A 17,816-nucleotide genomic window follows, 5' to 3' on the forward strand; every position below is an offset into this window, starting at 1 on the left:
AGGGAAAAGGTGCCGTGGACAGCGCGCCAAAGAACAAGCGGACTTTCTACCCAGGCGCAGGACGCTTCTATAGCTAAGCCATTTCTGCTTGTCATGTCTTGGGGCCGTAGGGCATGGCTCTGCTTTAGGTTCTCCTGCCATCGACCTGACAAACTGAAGCAGCTCAACCATAACCAAACCCCCTGTGGTTTGGCCAATCCCTTGACTTCGTTGACAGATATTCATCTCTGGCTACAAAAGTGCATAAATGGTTCAGCAGTCGCTAAACCTGGCCGGCGTTGGCCAACTAGGTCGCTAGGTTGGATTTCTTCCAGAACTCTTATGGGTAATGGCTGAGAGCCTCAGGGCATCAGACGTGACGCCAGCCCGCCAAATGTTTCCAGCTATGAAAGCAGGACAGTCAGCTGTGGGATAATCTGACCAGGGGTGGTGGAGCCTGCGATGGGCACCAAAAGCGCGGAAGTTATTGCCATCGGGACGGAATTACTCCTAGGGGAAATCACCAACACCAACGCCCAATTTCTGGCCCAGGAGTTGGCGGCGCTGGGGATTCCCCACTACTTCCAAACGGTGGTCGGGGATAACCTCGAGCGGATTCACCAGGTGTTGGATGTCGCTACTCGCCGTTCCCAGTTGATTCTCTGCACGGGCGGCCTGGGACCAACCCCCGACGACCTGACGACGGAGGCGATTGCCCATTTTTTTGACGTGCCCCTAGTGGAACATCCCGAAATTTTTGCGGAGATTCAAGCCAAATACGCCCGCCGGGGCCTGCCAACGCCGGAGAATAACCGCAAACAGGCGTTTTTACCTCAAGGCGCGCAGGTTTTACCCAATCCACGGGGGACGGCGCCGGGCATGATCTGGTCACCTCGCCCCGACGTGACGATCATGACCTTTCCGGGGGTGCCCAGCGAGTTGCAGGCCATGTGGCGGGAGACGGCGGTCCCCTACCTGCAGGCTCACGGCTGGGTGACGGAGGTGTTTTTGAGTCGCAATCTGCGGTTCTGGGGGATTCCCGAAGCGGCACTCGCGGAAAAGGTGCGAGATTTTTTTGATTTGACCAATCCCACGGTCGCCCCCTATGCCGGTCGAGGGGAAACCCGCCTGCGAATTACAGCTAGAGCCAAGGACCGGGAAACCGCGCTGGCCCTGATTGCGCCCGTGGAAGCCCAACTGCGGGAGCGGGTGGGAGCTGATTGCTACGGCGCGGATGAGGACACCCTGGCGCAGGTGGTGGGACGGCTCTTGCAGCAACGGCGGGAAACGCTGGCGGTTGCGGAATCCTGCACCGGTGGGCTGTTGGGCGCCCTGATTACCGATGTGCCGGGGAGTTCAGCCTATTTTCAAGGGGGTATCGTTGCCTACGCCAACGCAGTGAAGGAACAAGTGCTCCATGTGCCGGCGACGGTACTGGCGACCCAGGGGGCGGTGAGCGCCGAGACCGCCGTCGCGATGGCCACCGGGGTACGGGAACACTTGGGAACGACCTGGGGCGTGAGCATCACCGGGATTGCCGGGCCAGGAGGTGCCACTGCAACCAAACCCGTGGGACTGGTGTATATCGGGCTGGCGGGACCCGCCGGGTCAGTCCACCACTGGGAGCATCGCTTCAGTCCCGAGCGGGGGCGGGATTGGATTCGCCATTTAAGCGCCTGTCAAGCCCTCGACCACCTGCGGCGTGTACTGCTGAACGCAGTCTAGGAACTGCTGGACCTGCTGCGCACATCCTCCCCAGTGGCAATGCAGATAGGACGCATGGAGCGTGGCATGGCCGTAGTACGGCTGGGGTTCGCCGCCGACAACCTGGGAGTAATGAAATTCATGGCCGGTGAGGGTTTGCCCCTGGCGGACAAAACACGTATCTTGGGTGGCCTGCACGCACCGGTAGCCTAGGGTTAAACGCCCCGTCATAGCGGTTGTCAAGGGCAGCACTCTCGCCATGGGCCACGCCTGACCCGCCTGGTCTATCAACGCTTCCCCCAGCACCATCAATCCGCCACACTCGGCATAGACAGGGAGACCGTGCGCGATGCGCTGGCGCAGGTCACGCCAGAGGTCTGACCGCTGGCTCAGAGGTTCGGCGTGGAGTTCCGGGTAGCCCCCACCTAGCAGCAGGCCGTGAATGGTATGCGGCAACGGCCCATCCCGCAGCGGACTCCAGAAATGCAAGGCCACCCCCGCTACCTCTAACAGGGCAAACAGGTCGTCGTAGTAAAAACAGAAGGCTTCATCGTAGGCAACGGCCAGGGTCACCGATTTGGCGCAATGAAGAGTCGGCCAAGGGGGAAGCGCCGGACTCTCACCGGAAACCCGTAATAACGGTCGCAGTACCTGCCAGTCAAAACAGTGCTGACCAACGTGAGCTAAGGCGTCGCGCCAGGTTGCGAAGTCGGCGATCTCTAAGGGCGTGACCAGTCCCAGGTGGCGTTCAGGACGGTGCAAGGCATCCGTGCGCCGGCATTCTCCCACCACTGGAATCCCCACAGGCGCCAGGGCTTGACGCAGAAGTTCACTGTGGCGGTCACTGGCGACGCGGTTAAGGACAACGCCCGCAATAGGGAGCTTGGGGTCCCACGTTGCGTACCCCTGCACCAAGGCCGCCACCGAACCGGCTAGGCGCTGGCAATCCACCACCAGCACCACTGGCAAATCCAGCAGCTTAGCAATTTCCGCTGTACTGCTAGGGCCGTCAAACAGGCCCATGACCCCCTCCACCAGGGCGTAAGCAACGTCTGCAGTGTAGTAGGCATAACAACGCTGGAGGTAGTCCGGCGACGTCAACACCGTATCCAAGTTGGGGCACGGGCGTCGGGTGAGCCAGCGATGCCACAGCGGGTCCAGGTAATCCGGCCCCACCTTGAACGACTGCACGGGTTCACCCCAAGCCGTCAATGCCGCCAAAATGGCCAGGGCAACGGTGGTTTTGCCAACACCACTTCGCTCACCCGCCAGTATTAGTCCCATCTAATCCACAAGCACCTTGGGCGGGAGTAACCACAGCAATTGCGCCGCACCCACCGGCGACCCTTGCTCCGGCACCTCTAGCAGAACCACCCCCGCTTTTTTCACCACCAGCCTGTCGCGCACTTCACCCCACACCAGGCGTTCCGCCCAATGGCCCAAATCCGGTTGATGCCCCACCAAAGCGACTGGACCACCTCCTTGGGCGCGCCATTCCTGCCACCAAACGAGCCATTGCTGCCAATCTCCCCCCGGCTGCAACGCCTCGTGGACCACCGGCATTGGCCCCAGACCCGCCTCATGGCAAATCATCGCCGTTTGACTCGCCCGCAGGTAGGGACTGGTGAGAATCGCCTCCACTTGTACCCCTAACGCCACGAGCCGTTGGGCTACCGCGCGCGTTCTCTTGTAGCCTTCCTTGGTCAAGACCCGCTGGCTGTCGGGCTGGTCCGGCTCCGGTTCCTGGGCAATCCCGTGACGAATCAGGTAGAGCTTCATACTTCTGATTCTAAGGCCTGCACGAGGGCATGAAATTCCTGGGCAAAGGTCACCTGGGCGCGATTGGTCTTGCCCCCGATGTACAACTGTTGCCCTACCCACAATCCCCAGATCTGGCTGTAGGACACATAGCTCATCAGCACGCCGGCCATCAAACCGGCAAAGCCCAGGTACAACAGGGGAAGGCCGGGGTCGGATTTGATCTGCAACCCCGTACTGCCTACAATTTCCGTCAGTTGCAAGGTCAGGTCTCCTACCTGCACCGGCGTTCCCACGCGACCGGTGGTGAGCAGTTGCCCCTGGGAATCGTAGAGCAAAAACAACCCCTGCAAATCGGGAATGACCAGAGATACACCCACGCTCAAATCCGGTTTTAAGGGCAACCAGGTGCCCCAGAGTTGGCGACCGTTGGCGGCGGTAAAGGGGCTGACGGGAATTTGCAGCACGGGGCTCTGGTTCAACCGCAGGCGGACACTGTCAATCCCCCAACTGGTCTGGTAAACGCTCAAGCCGCGCCAGCGCAGGGGATGGTTGACCGAAATCGTCTGACGGACCACCTCTTGTCCCTGGTCGTTCAACAGCCCCAAATCAGTGTAGAACTGGTCAATGTCGCCGCTGGCGGTGTAGGTTATCCAAAAGCGATGTACCCGCCCCTGGACATTCGGTAAATGGCGCACCAAGGCTCCCGCGTTGACCACATGGCGCAGCTGAAAATCCTGGCCGCTGGGCACCATTTCCTGGACCAAAAAGCCGGTCAGGGAACTCACCAAGCCCCCCAGGAGCACCACCACCAGACTAGCGTGAACCAGGATAGGGCCGAACTTGCCGACCAACCCCTTGCGAGCGTAGAGTTTTTCCCCGTCGCTGACCACCCAGTAGCCCCTGCGCCGCAGCAGATGGGCGCATGTTTCGACCGGCACGGCGGGACAGGTTTGGCTCAAACTCAGGCGGGCAATTTGCTCCGGTCGTTGACAGTAGTACCAGGTGCGAGCTGCCCGCAGCGCTGGCCACTGGCGCAGGGCGGTGCAGGTCAGTAAGCTGGCTCCAAAGAGCAACAACAGGCTCAAGTACCACCAAGTTTGGTAGACGTGGTCCAGACCCAAGGCGAGAATCACGCGCCAACTCAAAAACCCCAACAGCGCCGGATGTTCAGGGTAGTGGGTCTGGTAAAAGGCCAGGGACTCCCCCTGCTCGATGACCGTCCCGGCCACGCTGGCGATGGCAATCCCCAACAGCAATCCAATCGCCAGGCGCAAATCGGCCATAACCTGCACCAGAGCACGCCACCAGTCACGCAGCGCTCGCCACGGCGTTTGCCACCACCTGGCCAAACTCGTCATGGATTGCGTTTGCCCTTGCCTGCGATCCCCATGCTAAAGCAATTGCCCAGCCGCCTGCCGCGCCTGTAACTGGGCAAGCCACTGGTGAGGGGCGCTTCCCTGGGCGGTGAAGACCACCCGGCGTCCGGTGAGGTCACCGTTTTGCCAGTGCAGGTGGAGATAGCAGGGGGGCCACGCCGGTAAACGCTCCGGCCATTCGACGGCGACAATCCCCGGCGGCGCCTCCAGCCAGTAGTACTCCGGTTGCAACTGCTGCACCTCGGCGGGACTGAGCCGGTACAGGTCCAGGTGATACAGGGGAATCCGCCCCTCGGGGTACTCCTGCACCAGGGCAAAGGTGGGACTCGTCACGGGTTCCGCGATGCCTAGCCCCCGGGCCAGGCCCTGCACCAAGGTGGTTTTGCCGCTGCCGAGGTCTCCTTGCAACAAAAGCACAGCCCCGGCAGGCAACAGTTCCGCAAGCACCATCCCTAACCGCACCGTCGTTGGCGCATCCGGCAGCATTACCACCATGCCTGTACCCGCTGATACCACCGCATCAGGACACGGGCCAGTCGCTGGGGGTGGTGTTGAACCTGGCCTGTTTGGGGGTCTTCCTGGGTCACATCCGCTAGCAGCAACCGATAGCCCATGCGCAGCACCTGTTCCCGGTCCAATTCCACAAATTCCGCGCCGACCTGGGCATAGCGCGCTAGGGCCCCCGGCGACGGCGGTTTCTTTTGCACCAGCACCACATCAAAAATGCGTCCGCCGGTGACCTGCTCAATTGCCCGCAGGTGGTCCGACACCCGGTAGCCCTGGGTTTCCCCTGGTTCGGTCATGGCGTTGCAAATGTAAATACGGGGGACCGTCGCGCGGGCAATCGCGTCGGTAATCTCTGGCACTAACAGGTTGGGGATCACGCTGGTGTAGAGACTGCCCGGCCCCACCAGGATCAAATCCGCCTCCTCAATGGCTTCAATCGCTCTAGGCAAGGCGGGAGGATTGGCGGGCGTGCAGCCAATGCGGACAATGCGCCCCCTGGCCTTGGGGATTTGGGACTCCCCCTCGATGCGCCGACCATCGGCCAATTCCGCCCACAGATGCACATCCGCCATCGTCGCCGGCAAGACTTGCCCTCGCACCGCCAGTACGCGGGAACTGGCGGCAATCGCCTGCTCCAGACTGCCGGTGATGTGGGTCAGGGCGGTCAAGTACAAATTGCCAAAGCTGTGGCCGCACAGGCCCTCCCCCGCCTCAAACCGGTACTGGAACAGAGCGGTCAACAGTTGTTCTTCGCTAGCCAGCGCCGCCAAACAGTTACGGATGTCCCCTGGCGGCAACACCCCCACCTCCCGTCGCAGGCGTCCCGACGACCCGCCATCGTCCGCCACCGTCACAATCGCTGTGATGTTGCTGCTGTAGTGCTTGAGACCCCGCAGGAGCCGCGACAGGCCGGTGCCGCCTCCGAGCGCTACAATCTTGGGACCCCGGTTGCGCTGGCGTTGGGCAAGGAGCACATCCACCACGTCCTGTTCCCCCTCAGGCCGCAGCGCTTCGGTCAGGGCGCCCACCGAGCGGGTTTGACTCCAGACGATCAGCCCCAACCCCATCAGGATAGCCAGCGGCCCGGAAATATGGCTGGGGATCACCGCCGCCAAACCCCGCAGCAGACTCTCGGTTAGTTGCAGCAAGCTGTTGACCGGCGTGAGCCGCAGCAGGATGGAGAATCCCAGCACCACCAGCACCGTGCCGATAAAGGTCAAAAGCAGCCAGCGCTTGACGAATACCCCTGGCCTGAGCCACTTGAGCCACTGCCGCAAACGCGAAGGCGCGTATTTACCCATGCGTCACCACACCCAGGTCGGTTTTGACTCTAGCAGATGGGCGGGCGCGCGGGAAAGTCATGACGCTAGTACTCGATCCCTGGCTGTGCCTTGATGCCTTGGGAGCGAAAGGGATGCTTGCGCAAGGTCATCTCCGTCACCAGGTCGGCAAAGTCTATAAGCGCCGCAGGAGCGCCGCGACCCGTCAGCACCACGTGGGTATGGGGCGGCTTTTGCTGTAACCCTTGTAACACCTGCGCCAGGTCCAGGTAGCCCAACCGCAAGGCCACGTTCACCTCGTCCAGGACAGTGAGGTAGTAATCGGGGTTGCGCAAGTACTCGCAGGCCACCTGCCAGGCCGCCTGGGCGCACTGCCGATCCCGTTCCCAGTCCTGGGTCTCCCAGGTGAACCCTTCGCCGAGGGTATGCCAGCGAATTCGGTCTGTCCACTGCTCCAGCACCCGCCGCTCCGCCGGATACCAGGCCCCCTTGATGAACTGCACCACCGCCACCCGATAGCCATGCCCCAAGGAGCGCAACACCATCCCAAGCGCCGCCGTCGTTTTGCCCTTGCCATCCCCCGTGTGCACGATCACCAGGCCCTTTTGGGTGCAGCGCTCCAGGTACTCGGCTTGTGCCCGTTGCCGCTGCTGCATCTTCCGCCGGTACTGCTCGGGCGTGAGCACACTATTTCGTCTTGCGGGAACTGGATTTTTTCTTTTCCGTGGCTGGAGGCGCTGGTTCAGCCGCAGGCTCCGGGGCTGCCGTCGCTACCGGTTCTGGCGTTGGTTGGGTTGCGGGTGCGGCCACTGGTTTAGCCAACTCCTCCCCGAGCCGGTAGCGGGTAAACCGCCGCACGCGGATGTTTTCCCCCACAAGCGCAATCGTCTGTTTGATCAAATCCCGAACAGTGATGCTGGGGTCCTTGATGTAGGGCTGGTCGAGCAGGCAGCGCTCCTTGAACAATTTATCTAAGCGTCCTTGGACGATCTTTTCCCGCACGGCTTCCGGCTTGTTGGCCAGGTCCTCCCGACCCATTTCAATCGCCCGTTCCCGCTCAATGACTTCCGGCGGCACCTCGCTCATGTCCACGTATTCCACGTTTTCCGTCGCGGCGATTTGCAGGGCCAAATTATGGGCCAGATTTTGGAAGACCTCCCCCCGCGCCACAAAATCCGTTTCACAGTTCAGTTCCAACAACACCCCTAGCTTGCCGCCGGTGTGGATGTAGCTGTAAATCAATCCTTCGGTGGTGCTGCGACCGGCCTTTTTTTCCGCCGAAGCGAGACCTTTTTGCCGCAGGTATTCCACCGCTTTTTCGATGTCCCCGTTGCTGTGTTCCAGGGCTTTTTTGCAATCCAGCACCCCCGCGCCCGTTTTCTCCCGCAGGGCCTTGACCAACTGGGCGGAAACTTCGGCCATAACGACTCCTGTTGACTGGCTTTATTTTAATCTAACCGCTTCAGAGGTCCACTTCGTCCGGGAGGTCTTCGGCTTCCTCTTCCTCCACTTCTTCCAGGAAGGATGCGTCACCCGCATCCACCGGTTCTTCTTCCTCCATCTCTTCCATCGCTTCGGCCATGTCGTCTTTTTCCTGGCCGCTGCGGCCTTCGCAGATAGCGTCCACCAGTTCCCCCAAGATGAGCTTGATGGAGCGAATGGCGTCGTCGTTGGCGGGAATGGGCACGTCTACCAAATCCGGGTCGCAGTTGGTATCCAGCAGCGAAACGATGGGGATGTTCAACTTCAAGCACTCCTGTACGGCGTTGTACTCCCGTTTTTGGTCTACGATGACCACCACATCCGGCAGGCGCCGCATCATCTTGATGCCCCCCAGGTACTTGCGCAGCCGTTCGAGCTCCCGCCGCAAGGTCGCCGCTTCTTTTTTGGGTAGGAGGTCCAGCGCCCCGCTCTCGGCTTGCCGCTCCAGCTCCTTGAGCCGCTCCACCCGTGATTTGATGGTCGTCCAGTTGGTGAGCATTCCTCCTAACCAGCGCTGGTTGACATAGTAGGCGTCGCAGCGTTGGGCCTCCTGGGCCACAATGCCGGCGGCCTGGCGTTTTGTGCCCACAAACAAAAACTTCTTGTTGTTTTCCGCCGCACGGCGCACGTACTCACAGGCTTCCTCTAGTAACTCCGCCGTCTGTACCAGGTCAATGATGTGGACGCCGTTGCGCTCGGCATAGATGTAAGGGGCCATCTTAGGGTTCCACCGCCGGGCCTGGTGACCAAAGTGAACCCCCGCCTCCAACAGTTGCGCCAGTGTGACAGCCATGACAACTCCTACGGGTTCAAATCACCTGGTCGGGTTCGCACCGAACACCCGTAGCGACCAGATGGGTTCAGCAGCTAAACAAACAATTCTTCAGTTTAGCAGAAAAAAATCAAACCAGGTCGTTGTCGGGCACAGGATGCGGTTGGGTGTCGGGTTGGGAGGACGTCTTTAGGGGTTCGTTGTAGACTGTCACGGGCAAGCCCGCCCCCTGGAGACCCTGGCGGATGCGCTGAGGACTGCTCGGCCAGAGAACGAACAGGGGATAGAGTTTTTCCGCGCCTTCGTTATAGACCTCGCTGTAGCGGGGCGGCATGACCCACTCGTAGGGTTGAGCCAGTTGGATTTGGGTCTGTCGCCAGCGCTGCATCAGGTGGGAAAAATCCTCCCCCTGGCGATGGATAAACACCAGCACTTCCTGCTCGGTTTTGACGCGCCACACGGGGTCGCAGGGGAGTAACGCCAGCTCGCAGGGCAATTGCACCAGCCGCCCCTGTTGACGCACCAGTGGGAGAACGATGGGAATCAAACTCAGTTCCTGGCGGCGCATGCTGGGAAGCAATTCCAGGTAGGCGCGGTAGGTCTTGAGCAGGGCAATGGCACCCTGCACGTGGCTTCCCCGGGCCAGCAATTCTTCGTATTCGGGGGTGGTCATGGTCTGCTCCGGGCGGCTGAGGTCCTCTCTATATTGCCCACAGACCCCCTTGCGATGCAATAGATTAGTAGTAAATGAATGAAGGCGTGACCAAGTGGGATGCTGGGGGTTTCGCGACCAACCTACTACGAGATTCTGGGGGTGTCCCCGCTGGCCAGTGGGGAGACGATTCGCCGGGCCTATCGAGAACTCAGCAAGCGCTATCACCCCGACACCACCACGCTTCCTGTGGCCATTGCCCAAGAAAAGTTCCATGAAATTAACCGGGCCTACAGCGTGCTGATTTGTCCGCAGCAGCGAGCGGCCTATGACCAACTCCTGCGGCAATCCGCTCTGACCCTAGCAGCGTCTCGTCCCTTGCGTCGGCCCGTCTACAACGATTCGGCCTATCTCGACCCCACCGACCGGCCCCTGTCGGCGGGCGAACTATTTGCCCTGTTTTTGTTGGGATTGACCTTTGTGGGTTGCTTATTTTTGGTGGTCATTCTGGGGCTGGCCCGCACGGGTACCGTCAGCGCCTAGCGCTTGTAGATGGCCAGTAACTTGGGGCCGAGCTGTTTGCTATCTAAATGGGTTTCGGCAAAACGCCGCCCGCGTTCCCCTAGAGCCTGTCGCTGCGGGGCTTCCAGGCGCCACAGATGGAGCAGGCACTGCACCAGGGTTTCTGGTTGCGCCGGGTCAAACAGCCACCCGCATCCCGCCTGTTGAAGAATGAGGGGTTGGTCGCTCACGGCGGAGGCAATCACGGGTCGCCCCGCCGCCAGATAATAGGACAACTTGTAGGGATATTGGCTGTCGGAAACGGGGCCGCCGATGCGACTGGAAATCAAGCCGTGACACTGGCTGAGGAAGGTCCCTTCTTCGCCCCTGGGCAGCGTCGGCACCACTGTCAAGTTGCTAGGCAAAGGGTTTGGCAAACGCAGGCGGTACCGGTCTGGTTGAATCCCCGCTAGCACGAAATGGATCTGGGGATAGGGTCGCAATCGCTCGACGGCGTGCAGGATCAGGTCAATCCCCTGCCAAGAACTGCCATTGCCTAGATAGCCGACCCGCAGGGGTTCCCCTGGAGGAGGCGCTGTGTAGGGAATGGCCTGCACCTCGACAGGTCCCCAGATCACCGTGACTCTGTCGGCCAAATCGGCGCCCAGTTGCTTGACGATTAAATCTCTCTGGCTATAGCTCACGGCGATGATGTGGTCGGCGCGGGTGAGACTGAGCCGCTCCAGTTGTTGAAACGTCCAGCGCGACCAGGGCCGGGCCTGGGTCATCTCGTAGCGCGTCAACCCGTGAATTTCCGTGACGATTTTGACGTGGGGATGGCGCGCCTTGTAGGCCAACGCCGCTAGGATGCCGGCGGGATTGACCAGGTGAATGACATCCGGTTGGAACTGCTGGAACGCCTGGAGCACGCCCCAGGTAAAGCGGTCGAGCCGGAAGCGGTTGGTCCAACTGTTGGGAATGGGGTGAACGTAGGGAGCCGACCCGCCGGTGGCATAGACCTGTAACGCACAACAGGCGTGCAGCGCTTTGGCCGTTAACTGCGCCCGCACCGGTGTTCCCGAGAGCCGGTCGAGGTCGAAGGGACAAACCAGGGCGACTTTCATCGTTTGGCGGCGCACAATTCCGCAAACAGATGGACCAGGTGATCCGTCAAACGGTCGAGACTGTGCAGGCGCACGACCTGTTGCCGCAAATACCCGCCGATGGCCTGCCGTTCCGTTGCGGGTAAGGCTAAGACGGCCTGCAATTTTTGCGCTAGATCCTGAGGATTGGCATGGGCAAAGAGCAGCTGGTCGGCGTACATCCCCAGCGTCTCCCGAAACCCTGGATTGGCCACCAAACACACCTTGCCACAGGCCATGGCCTCGAGGGCAACCTTATCCCCAAATCCCGTAGGGGTGAGATTGACATGGACTGTGCATTGCTGGTAAATTGCCGGTAGTTCCTGCAGGGAAACAGCAGGTTGAAAGCGAACGACATGCTCTAAATGGAGTTGACGAACCTGCGCGCGCAAAGACGTCACATATTGCTGGTCTTGGTCATTGGTTGGGTTGCCGACGATCAATACAGAAAGGGAACTAGGGAATTGCCCCACAAGTTGAGCGACTGCTGCAATGAGCGTCCCGTAATCCTTAACAGGTGAGAGCCGGCCAACTGCCAAAATTAACGCCTTTTCAGGGCTGTTTTCTGTCACCGTCGCAGGGCGAAACAAATCGGTATCAATCCCCTGGCCAACCACAACTAATTTCTGGTCGTGGCGATAGGGATAGGTGGTGGGAAAGCTGGTTAGCATTCGGTCTGACCAAAAATGGGCCAGTTTCAGGCGATTTGTCAAACTGGGGTGAGCGTACCAGGTCACGATTGGAATCCGGTGCATCTTCAAAATCGGGGCGGCCAGGTTGGTAAACAAGGGTGTCATGTGGGAAAAACACAGGTCAATCGGCTGGCGACGGAGGATTTCAAATAGAAACCTGTAAAACCGAACAGCGCGATGCGGTTCACTGTAGCCGAGTTCTTTCCCTAAGGAGTACACCTGGATGTTGTCGTGCAACTGCAGTACTCCCGCCTGCATGGTGATGACCTGGATAGAGGCCACCTTTTCCGCCAGTTTATTCAGCCAAAGGGTGGTAAATCCCAGCAGGGGATGTTGAGCATCGGTCGCCAGATTAAACACCAGGAGATGCATCGCACCATTGCCGGCATTGTTGGCAAATTTGCGCGTAGCCCTGGAGGTAGATGTGGGGACTGAAGTAGGTTTCGACCCAGGCGCGTCCGCGTTGTCCCATGGCCTTGGCCAAGTCAGGATGTTGCAGCAAATCTATCATTTTTTCCGCCAGGGCCTGTTCATCGCCAGGGGGGACCAGAAATCCATTCACTCCCTCCTGCACGATATCAGGGATGCCCCCGACCTGGGTGGCAATCACGGCGGTCCCGGTCGCCATCGCCTCCAGCAGCACCCGTCCCAAGGCCTCCGACAGGGAAGGGAGCACCAGAACCGTACTTTGCGCCATCTCATAGCAGAGCTTTTGCTGGGGCATCTCCGCTAGAAAGGCAACCTTGTCCTGTAAATGGGACTGCTCCACTTGCTGGCGCAGTGCTCGGGCGTAGGTCGGGTTTTCTGGTCGGCCAATGATTTTCAAGCAACTCTGGGGAACGCGCTGGACCACCCGCCCAAACGCCGTGATGAGATGATGCACACCCTTACGAGGGATCAAAACACCGGCATAGAGGATAGTCGGTTGTTTTTCAGGAAGCGCTTGCCCCGCCGCGAGAAAACTCTCCAGGTCGGTCCAGGCAGCAAATTGGACCAGGGGTTGGCCGTGGCTGTAGCGCTGGAGTTGGGCCTGGGTTGAACTGGAAACGGCGCGCAGGACATCCGCTTGCGCCAGGGTCCAGCGGGCGACCCACCGCATCAGACGCTTGTAAAAACCAGGCCAAACCACGCGCCGCTGCAGAAATAGATAGGTTTCAAAATCATTGTGACTTTCCACAACCAGGCAGAGGCGATAGCGCCAGCATCTGACTAGGTTTTTGACCCCCACAGCCGCCAGGGCTTCGTAGGGACTTTGCGCTATGACCACATTGACCCGATACCGCCAAATCAACGCCAACAGAATCAGGGGCGCCAGGGCAAAAAACTCGATGTAGCGCAAGACAGGTAGGGGCCACTGCGGAAGCAGATAAAAATGGGCTGCTTCCCGAAACATCCGAGGCCGCCCATCCGCGGAAAACCCGATGACATGAACAGAACCCAAATTCTTCAGTAAATTGAATTTTTTGCGATGGGTTTCGCTCAAGGGGTAGCTGTAGCGACTCCCCCCCAGAAAGCACAGGCAATCGTGACTCGATGTCGCCAGGGTCACCGTCTGCCGGTGATAAGCTGAAAAAGTTGCCTTAATCATACACCAGATGGCGACCGCACCTTCTTATCCCTGGCAGGCAGGCATTCTGACGCCAGCGGTGGAATTTGGCCCCGAACCTTTGACCGTTTTGGAAGGGCGAGTACCGCTGGAACTACGGGGAACGTTTTACCGCAACGGGCCAGGCCGATTGACGCGCGGGAACCAGCGGGTGGGTCACTGGTTTGACGGGGATGGGGCCATCCTAGCGGTGCATTTTGCCAACGGAACGGCGACAGGCTTGCTGCGTTATGTGCAGACAGCGGGTTACCAGGCGGAGGAGCGCGCAGGGCGCTATTTGCTGGCCAATTACGGGATGACCGCGCCGGGGTCTCTGTGGGACCGCCTGTTTGGCAAGAATGTGAAAAATTGCGCCAACACTTCTGTTTTGCCCTTGCCGGACCGGCTGCTGGCTCTGTGGGAAGGGGGACCACCCCATCAACTCGACCGGCAATCGCTGCAGACTTTAGGCTTGGATTTGCTGGGCAGCCTGACGCCCACATCGCCCTACTCGGCGCATCCCAAGCGGGACCCGACCAGCGGCGAGATTTACAATTTCGGGGTGAGTCTCGGGTGGCACGCCACGTTGCACCTGTACCGCAGCGACCGCTACGGGCGGATTCAAAAGCGAGCGCAAGTGCCCCTAGAAGGCTTTCCCTTGATTCATGATTTTGCGCTGGCTGGGCCTTATCTGGTCTTTTTTATCCCGCCGGTGCGCCTCAATTTGACGCCCTTAATCCTGAACCAAAAAAGCTACAGCGAAGCGCTGGAATGGCAACCGCATCTCGGCACGCAAATTCTCATTATTGACCGGGAAAATTTCCAGGTGGTGACGCGCGCCCAAGCGCCCCCCTGGTTTCAGTGGCACTTGGCAAATGGTTGCGTCGTCGATGAACGTTGGGTGCGGGTGCAATTGGTGCGCTACGCAGACTTTGCCACGAATGAATACCTGCGGGAATTGACTACGGGCCATCCGGTGACCCCAGCGCCCAGTCATCTCTGGGAAATGGAACTGGCATTGCCCACAGGACGACTGGAGCGAGCAACGCCCTTGACGGACCAAAACTGTGAATTTCCAGTGGTGGCGGAGGCGGTAGTAGGCCAGCCCTGGCGCTATACGTATTGCTCGATGAAACGTCCAGGAGCTGACGTGGTGACAGAAATTGACAGCGTTATCGGGTGCTATGACCAGCACACCCAGACGTGGCAGCAATTCGACTGCGGAGTTGGCTATTACTGCATGGAACCGGTGCATGCTTCTACGGAAGCCGGCGATTACTTGCTCAGCTTGATTTTTAACAGCAATAACCAGCAAAGTGAGTTGTGGATTTTTCCAGCTCTGTCCTTGACCAACGGCCCCTGTTGTCGCTTGCAGTTGCCCTACATTGTCCCATTTGGATTTCACGGCAAATGGGCCAAGGGCTGATCTACAATAGCCACCTGGCGGCTTTACTGGGGCCATGAAGACGGATGGGCTGCTGACAGCGCGCGGCTGGAATAATTGGCTACTCAAGCAAGCCTATCGCACCTTGGAACGAGCCTACCGGGCGGCGCAACGCATCAAAACCTTGGAGGAACGTTATGGACGCGCCCTAACGCCGGCGGCGTCGTCGGACCCAGCGGAGTCCCGCTATCTACAGGGGGTCCTGGACCGGCAATTGCTCACGATCCGGTTCAATTTGGCCCAGTTCCAAGTCTTTAACTTTCTGGTGAACCATGATGACTTGCCGTTGGAGGTCGAGCAGGGATTTCTCCTAAAACTCAACTTCATCGAACGCACCGTGGCCCCCTATCGCCAACGGTCCTCTGCACCGGCGGCAAAGGCCTCGGCTGCCCAGGAGGAATCGCCGCTGCATCGTCGGGTGAAAAAGGAGAGTGGTTCGTTTTTGACAACCCTGCAGGAATTCACCCAAGAACTGCAACCGGGCTATGAAAAACAGGTCGTGGAGGAAATCCGCGCGTTTCGGCGGCAGGGGCAAATGGCTATCCGGTTCCTGTGCCTGTTGTTGCTCTTACCGCTATTTACCCAGATCCTCACAAAAAATTTGATTTACGCGCCGCTGTTGGACCACTTCATTACGGTGCATCCGACGAGTGTCCGGCCCTTTTTCCGAGAAGAAATTCGCCAGGAAACGGTGGAAGAATTCGTCCGCTACAAGGAGATGATGGAGTTTACCCACTTGCTGGGGTTGAATCCCGATTTTTCGACGCGCCGGGAGGAAGCGCTCCAGGAAAAGGCGCTGGAAATTTTTCGCAAAAATGCCTACCGGGCGGTGGATGGGCTGGCCAATTTGCTGGCGGATTTGAGTGCGATCGCCGTTTTTCTGGTGGTGGCGCGACTTGGGCGGGAGCAGTTTCCGGTGCTGTGGGGGTTTATGGACCGCTTTTTCCGCAATCTGAATGACCCGACCAAGGTGTTTATTTTTATCCTGGTGACGGACCTGTTTGTGGGGTTCCACTCGGTGGAGGGATGGGAGGTCTTGCTGGAAACGGTATCCGAGCACTTTGGCTTGACGCCCAATCGCCGATTTATCTACGCCTTTATTGCCACGGTGCCGGTGGTGCTCGATGCGATGATCAAGTTCTGGATTTTCAACTACCTGAACCGGTCGTCGCCGTCGGCAGTGGCGGTGTTGGAGAAGATGAACCAGTGAGCCTTCCCTCGACGTTTACCAGGGTGGAGTTACTGGTCAAAGAAATTGATGTCTATTGGGTGGATACAGGGGATTGGCCGACGGAACGGATAGAAGCATTGATGGGCATCCTTCCGCCGGCAGACCGAGCAGAAATGGCGGGATTGACCTGTGCCAGAAAACGCCACTACTTCTGTCTTAGTCGCGGATTGCTCCGGATTTTGTTGGGAAGTTATTTGGGGGTTGCTCCCGCCAATCTCGGTTTCGAGCGGAATCGCTGGGGGAAGTTACAGTTACCTGGGCGGTCTTTCCATTTCAATCTGAGTCACAGCGGGACGCGCATCGTGTTTGCTCTCAGCCGGCTATATACGGTGGGGGTGGATGTCGAGCAGATCCGTCCATTGCGCTGCTTAGACCGGTTGGTGCAACGCTACTGCACACTTGCGGAACGAAGGATGTGGCAGAGGTTATCCGCCGACGCCCAGGTGCGCTTTTTCCTGCAACGGTGGGTCGCCAAGGAGGCCTATGCCAAGGCCTGGGGCACAGGTCTTGCCGGACTCCTGCGCTCGTTTCGCGACTTGGACACCACCGCCGGTGATCGCCTGGGCCTGCCAGGGGGCTGGTGGACCCAATGGCAACCGCTGGAGTTGGGAGACCCCTACGTTGGCGCGCTCTGCTGGGGCCTTACTCCGGGCGCAAGCGCATGAGCACTTGCCCAAACTCAACAGGTTGACCGTTTTCCACTAGGATTTCCAGCACTTCCCCGTTGACTGGTGCCTCCACTTCGTTCATGGTCTTCATGGCCTCGATGATCCCTAGGGTTTGTCCAGCGCGGATGCGGTCGCCCACCCGCACAAAGGGGGCTTCTCCTGGCGCCGGCGCAGCGTAGAACGTCCCCACCATCATCGAGGTCACGTCGAACAACCCCTTTTTCGTGTCCTTGGGTTCAGCGGCGGGTTTTTCGACTAGGGGAAGTGACGGCGCTGGCGCCACACCAGTAGAAGGCAGCCCCCCTTGGCCCTGCTCAATCGTCAATTCAAACCCGTTGCTTTTGAGACTGAAGGTGGTGATGTTGGTCTGGTGCAGGGTCAACAGCAATTCCTGGAGTTGCTGGAAGGTCAATTCCACAGTCACTCCCGTCCCAAGTAGGTGTCAGTGCGGGTGTCCACCCGAATGCGGTCACCCACGTTGATAAATAGGGGTACCTGGATTTGGGCACCTGTCTCGAGGGTAGCCGGTTTGGTGCCGCCTGTGGCCGTATCCCCCCGCACGCCAGGGTCCGTCTCCACCACCGTCAACACCACCGTATTAGGCAATTCAATTTCCAGAACCTGGTCCTTCCAGGTGACGACTGTCACCTCCATGTCCTCTTTGAGGTATTTGACCCGGTCGCCCAATTCCTGCGGGGAACAGCGGCGCTCCTCATAGGTCTCCATGTCCATGAAAATGTACTGGTCCCCATCGCGATAGGTATGTTGCATGGTGCGTTTTTCCAAGATCGCTTGGGGCACCATTTCCCCGGCCCGAAAGGTGCGCTCTAACACCTTGCCGGTTTGCACGTTTTTCAGGGTGGTGCGCACAAAGGCGGAACCTTTCCCGGGCTTGACGTGCAAAAACTCCACAACCCGCCACACGGAACCGTCCAGCTCAATTGTGACACCGGGTCGAAAATCGTTGCTGGAAATCATAGCGCCTATTTCGGGGTAACGGGTTTTATTGTACCCTTAGGCGACCCTCTCACCGATACACC

Annotated in this window: 19 protein-coding genes; 5 read left to right on the forward strand and 14 right to left on the reverse strand. The window is 59.2% G+C overall.

Translation table 11 applies throughout. The features are described from left to right. Positions 1-441: 441 nt before the first annotated feature. Positions 442-1,704, forward strand: coding sequence for a competence/damage-inducible protein A (locus tag NZ705_00340; protein MCS7291410.1), 1,263 nt, complete (start codon positions 442-444; stop codon positions 1,702-1,704). Here the strand turns inward: NZ705_00340 and NZ705_00345 are convergent. The 9 genes from NZ705_00345 to NZ705_00385 form a co-directional block, all read right to left on the reverse strand. Further along, positions 1,648-2,967, reverse strand: coding sequence for a cobyrinate a,c-diamide synthase (locus NZ705_00345; GenBank protein MCS7291411.1), 1,320 nt, complete (start codon positions 2,965-2,967; stop codon positions 1,648-1,650). The two genes, NZ705_00340 and NZ705_00345, sit on opposite strands and share 57 nt — an antisense overlap. Further along, positions 2,968-3,462, reverse strand: a complete 495-nt coding sequence (sixA, locus tag NZ705_00350; protein MCS7291412.1) for a phosphohistidine phosphatase SixA — start codon at positions 3,460-3,462, stop codon at positions 2,968-2,970. Then, the gene (locus NZ705_00355; GenBank protein MCS7291413.1) at positions 3,459-4,802 is read right to left on the reverse strand and encodes a cytochrome c biogenesis protein; all 1,344 of its coding nucleotides are present in this window, start codon (positions 4,800-4,802) and stop codon (positions 3,459-3,461) included. The genes sixA and NZ705_00355 overlap by 4 nt, the downstream gene beginning before the upstream one ends. Before the next feature lie 33 nt (positions 4,803-4,835). Further along, a complete protein-coding gene (gene tsaE, locus NZ705_00360) occupies positions 4,836-5,315 on the reverse strand; it encodes a tRNA (adenosine(37)-N6)-threonylcarbamoyltransferase complex ATPase subunit type 1 TsaE (protein ID MCS7291414.1) in 480 nt (159 codons plus the stop codon). Further along, positions 5,306-6,628, reverse strand: coding sequence for a YvcK family protein (locus NZ705_00365; protein MCS7291415.1), 1,323 nt, complete (start codon positions 6,626-6,628; stop codon positions 5,306-5,308). The genes tsaE and NZ705_00365 overlap by 10 nt, the downstream gene beginning before the upstream one ends. A 65-nt stretch (positions 6,629-6,693) precedes the next feature. Continuing rightward, positions 6,694-7,293 carry a cob(I)yrinic acid a,c-diamide adenosyltransferase gene (gene cobO / locus NZ705_00370; GenBank protein ID MCS7291416.1) on the reverse strand — a complete coding sequence of 200 codons (600 nt, stop codon included), beginning with the start codon at positions 7,291-7,293 and terminating at the stop codon, positions 6,694-6,696. 1 nt (position 7,294) lies between these two features. Beyond that, on the reverse strand, positions 7,295-8,029 hold the full coding sequence (tsf, locus tag NZ705_00375) for a translation elongation factor Ts (GenBank protein MCS7291417.1): 735 nt from the start codon (positions 8,027-8,029) through the stop codon (positions 7,295-7,297). Positions 8,030-8,069: 40 nt separating this feature from the next. Beyond that, entirely contained in the window at positions 8,070-8,882 is an 813-nt protein-coding gene (rpsB, locus tag NZ705_00380; protein MCS7291418.1) for a 30S ribosomal protein S2, read from the reverse strand. Positions 8,883-8,991: 109 nt separating this feature from the next. Continuing rightward, a complete protein-coding gene (locus NZ705_00385) occupies positions 8,992-9,534 on the reverse strand; it encodes a hypothetical protein (GenBank protein MCS7291419.1) in 543 nt (180 codons plus the stop codon). 99 nt (positions 9,535-9,633) lie between these two features. On the opposite strand from NZ705_00385, the gene NZ705_00390 reads away from it, so the two are divergent. Next, entirely contained in the window at positions 9,634-10,056 is a 423-nt protein-coding gene (locus NZ705_00390; GenBank protein ID MCS7291420.1) for a J domain-containing protein, read from the forward strand. Here the strand turns inward: NZ705_00390 and NZ705_00395 are convergent. From NZ705_00395 to NZ705_00405, 3 genes are read right to left on the reverse strand one after another with little or no spacing between them, the layout of a single operon-like run. Next, positions 10,053-11,138 (reverse strand): glycosyltransferase family 4 protein, encoded by a 1,086-nt coding sequence (locus NZ705_00395; GenBank protein MCS7291421.1) that lies wholly within the window; start codon positions 11,136-11,138, stop codon positions 10,053-10,055. The genes NZ705_00390 and NZ705_00395 overlap by 4 nt on opposite strands. Further along, positions 11,135-12,220 (reverse strand): glycosyltransferase family 4 protein, encoded by a 1,086-nt coding sequence (locus NZ705_00400; protein ID MCS7291422.1) that lies wholly within the window; start codon positions 12,218-12,220, stop codon positions 11,135-11,137. Before NZ705_00400 ends, NZ705_00395 begins: the two co-directional genes overlap by 4 nt. After that, a complete protein-coding gene (locus NZ705_00405) occupies positions 12,201-13,436 on the reverse strand; it encodes a glycosyltransferase (GenBank protein ID MCS7291423.1) in 1,236 nt (411 codons plus the stop codon). Before NZ705_00405 ends, NZ705_00400 begins: the two co-directional genes overlap by 20 nt. 7 nt (positions 13,437-13,443) lie before the next feature. Between NZ705_00405 and NZ705_00410 the strand changes: the two genes are divergently transcribed. From NZ705_00410 to NZ705_00420, 3 genes are read left to right on the forward strand one after another with little or no spacing between them, the layout of a single operon-like run. Continuing rightward, the gene (locus NZ705_00410; protein MCS7291424.1) at positions 13,444-14,859 is read left to right on the forward strand and encodes a carotenoid oxygenase family protein; all 1,416 of its coding nucleotides are present in this window, start codon (positions 13,444-13,446) and stop codon (positions 14,857-14,859) included. A gap of 34 nt (positions 14,860-14,893) precedes the next feature. Further along, complete coding sequence (locus tag NZ705_00415) at positions 14,894-16,087, forward strand: hypothetical protein (protein MCS7291425.1); 1,194 nt, start codon at positions 14,894-14,896, stop codon at positions 16,085-16,087. Then, positions 16,084-16,773 carry a 4'-phosphopantetheinyl transferase superfamily protein gene (locus NZ705_00420; protein MCS7291426.1) on the forward strand — a complete coding sequence of 230 codons (690 nt, stop codon included), beginning with the start codon at positions 16,084-16,086 and terminating at the stop codon, positions 16,771-16,773. The genes NZ705_00415 and NZ705_00420 overlap by 4 nt, the downstream gene beginning before the upstream one ends. Here NZ705_00420 and accB read toward each other — a convergent pair. Both accB and efp read right to left on the reverse strand, forming a co-directional pair. Then, on the reverse strand, positions 16,751-17,194 hold the full coding sequence (gene accB / locus NZ705_00425) for an acetyl-CoA carboxylase biotin carboxyl carrier protein (protein MCS7291427.1): 444 nt from the start codon (positions 17,192-17,194) through the stop codon (positions 16,751-16,753). The two genes, NZ705_00420 and accB, sit on opposite strands and share 23 nt — an antisense overlap. Before the next feature lie 2 nt (positions 17,195-17,196). Continuing rightward, positions 17,197-17,754 carry an elongation factor P gene (gene efp / locus NZ705_00430; protein ID MCS7291428.1) on the reverse strand — a complete coding sequence of 186 codons (558 nt, stop codon included), beginning with the start codon at positions 17,752-17,754 and terminating at the stop codon, positions 17,197-17,199. Positions 17,755-17,816: the final 62 nt, after the last annotated feature.

Origin of the sequence: Gloeomargarita sp. SKYB120 (assembly GCA_025062155.1) — a bacterium.
Taxonomy (GTDB): Bacteria; Cyanobacteriota; Cyanobacteriia; order Gloeomargaritales; family Gloeomargaritaceae; genus Gloeomargarita.

Excerpts from the sequence above, each read along its gene's own strand:
- NZ705_00340 (MCS7291410.1), top strand. The coding sequence starts at position 442 with ATGGGCACCAAAAGCGCGGAAGTTATTGCCATCGGGACGGAATTACTC.
- NZ705_00345 (MCS7291411.1), bottom strand. The coding sequence starts at position 2,967 with ATGGGACTAATACTGGCGGGTGAGCGAAGTGGTGTTGGCAAAACCACC.
- sixA (MCS7291412.1), bottom strand. The coding sequence starts at position 3,462 with ATGAAGCTCTACCTGATTCGTCACGGGATTGCCCAGGAACCGGAGCCG.
- NZ705_00355 (MCS7291413.1), bottom strand. The coding sequence starts at position 4,802 with ATGACGAGTTTGGCCAGGTGGTGGCAAACGCCGTGGCGAGCGCTGCGT.
- tsaE (MCS7291414.1), bottom strand. The coding sequence starts at position 5,315 with ATGGTGGTAATGCTGCCGGATGCGCCAACGACGGTGCGGTTAGGGATG.
- NZ705_00365 (MCS7291415.1), bottom strand. The coding sequence starts at position 6,628 with ATGGGTAAATACGCGCCTTCGCGTTTGCGGCAGTGGCTCAAGTGGCTC.
- tsf (MCS7291417.1), bottom strand. The coding sequence starts at position 8,029 with ATGGCCGAAGTTTCCGCCCAGTTGGTCAAGGCCCTGCGGGAGAAAACG.
- rpsB (MCS7291418.1), bottom strand. The coding sequence starts at position 8,882 with ATGGCTGTCACACTGGCGCAACTGTTGGAGGCGGGGGTTCACTTTGGT.
- NZ705_00385 (MCS7291419.1), bottom strand. The coding sequence starts at position 9,534 with ATGACCACCCCCGAATACGAAGAATTGCTGGCCCGGGGAAGCCACGTG.
- NZ705_00390 (MCS7291420.1), top strand. The coding sequence starts at position 9,634 with ATGCTGGGGGTTTCGCGACCAACCTACTACGAGATTCTGGGGGTGTCC.
- NZ705_00395 (MCS7291421.1), bottom strand. The coding sequence starts at position 11,138 with ATGAAAGTCGCCCTGGTTTGTCCCTTCGACCTCGACCGGCTCTCGGGA.
- NZ705_00400 (MCS7291422.1), bottom strand. The coding sequence starts at position 12,220 with ATGCATCTCCTGGTGTTTAATCTGGCGACCGATGCTCAACATCCCCTG.
- NZ705_00405 (MCS7291423.1), bottom strand. The coding sequence starts at position 13,436 with ATGATTAAGGCAACTTTTTCAGCTTATCACCGGCAGACGGTGACCCTG.
- NZ705_00410 (MCS7291424.1), top strand. The coding sequence starts at position 13,444 with ATGGCGACCGCACCTTCTTATCCCTGGCAGGCAGGCATTCTGACGCCA.
- NZ705_00415 (MCS7291425.1), top strand. The coding sequence starts at position 14,894 with ATGAAGACGGATGGGCTGCTGACAGCGCGCGGCTGGAATAATTGGCTA.
- efp (MCS7291428.1), bottom strand. The coding sequence starts at position 17,754 with ATGATTTCCAGCAACGATTTTCGACCCGGTGTCACAATTGAGCTGGAC.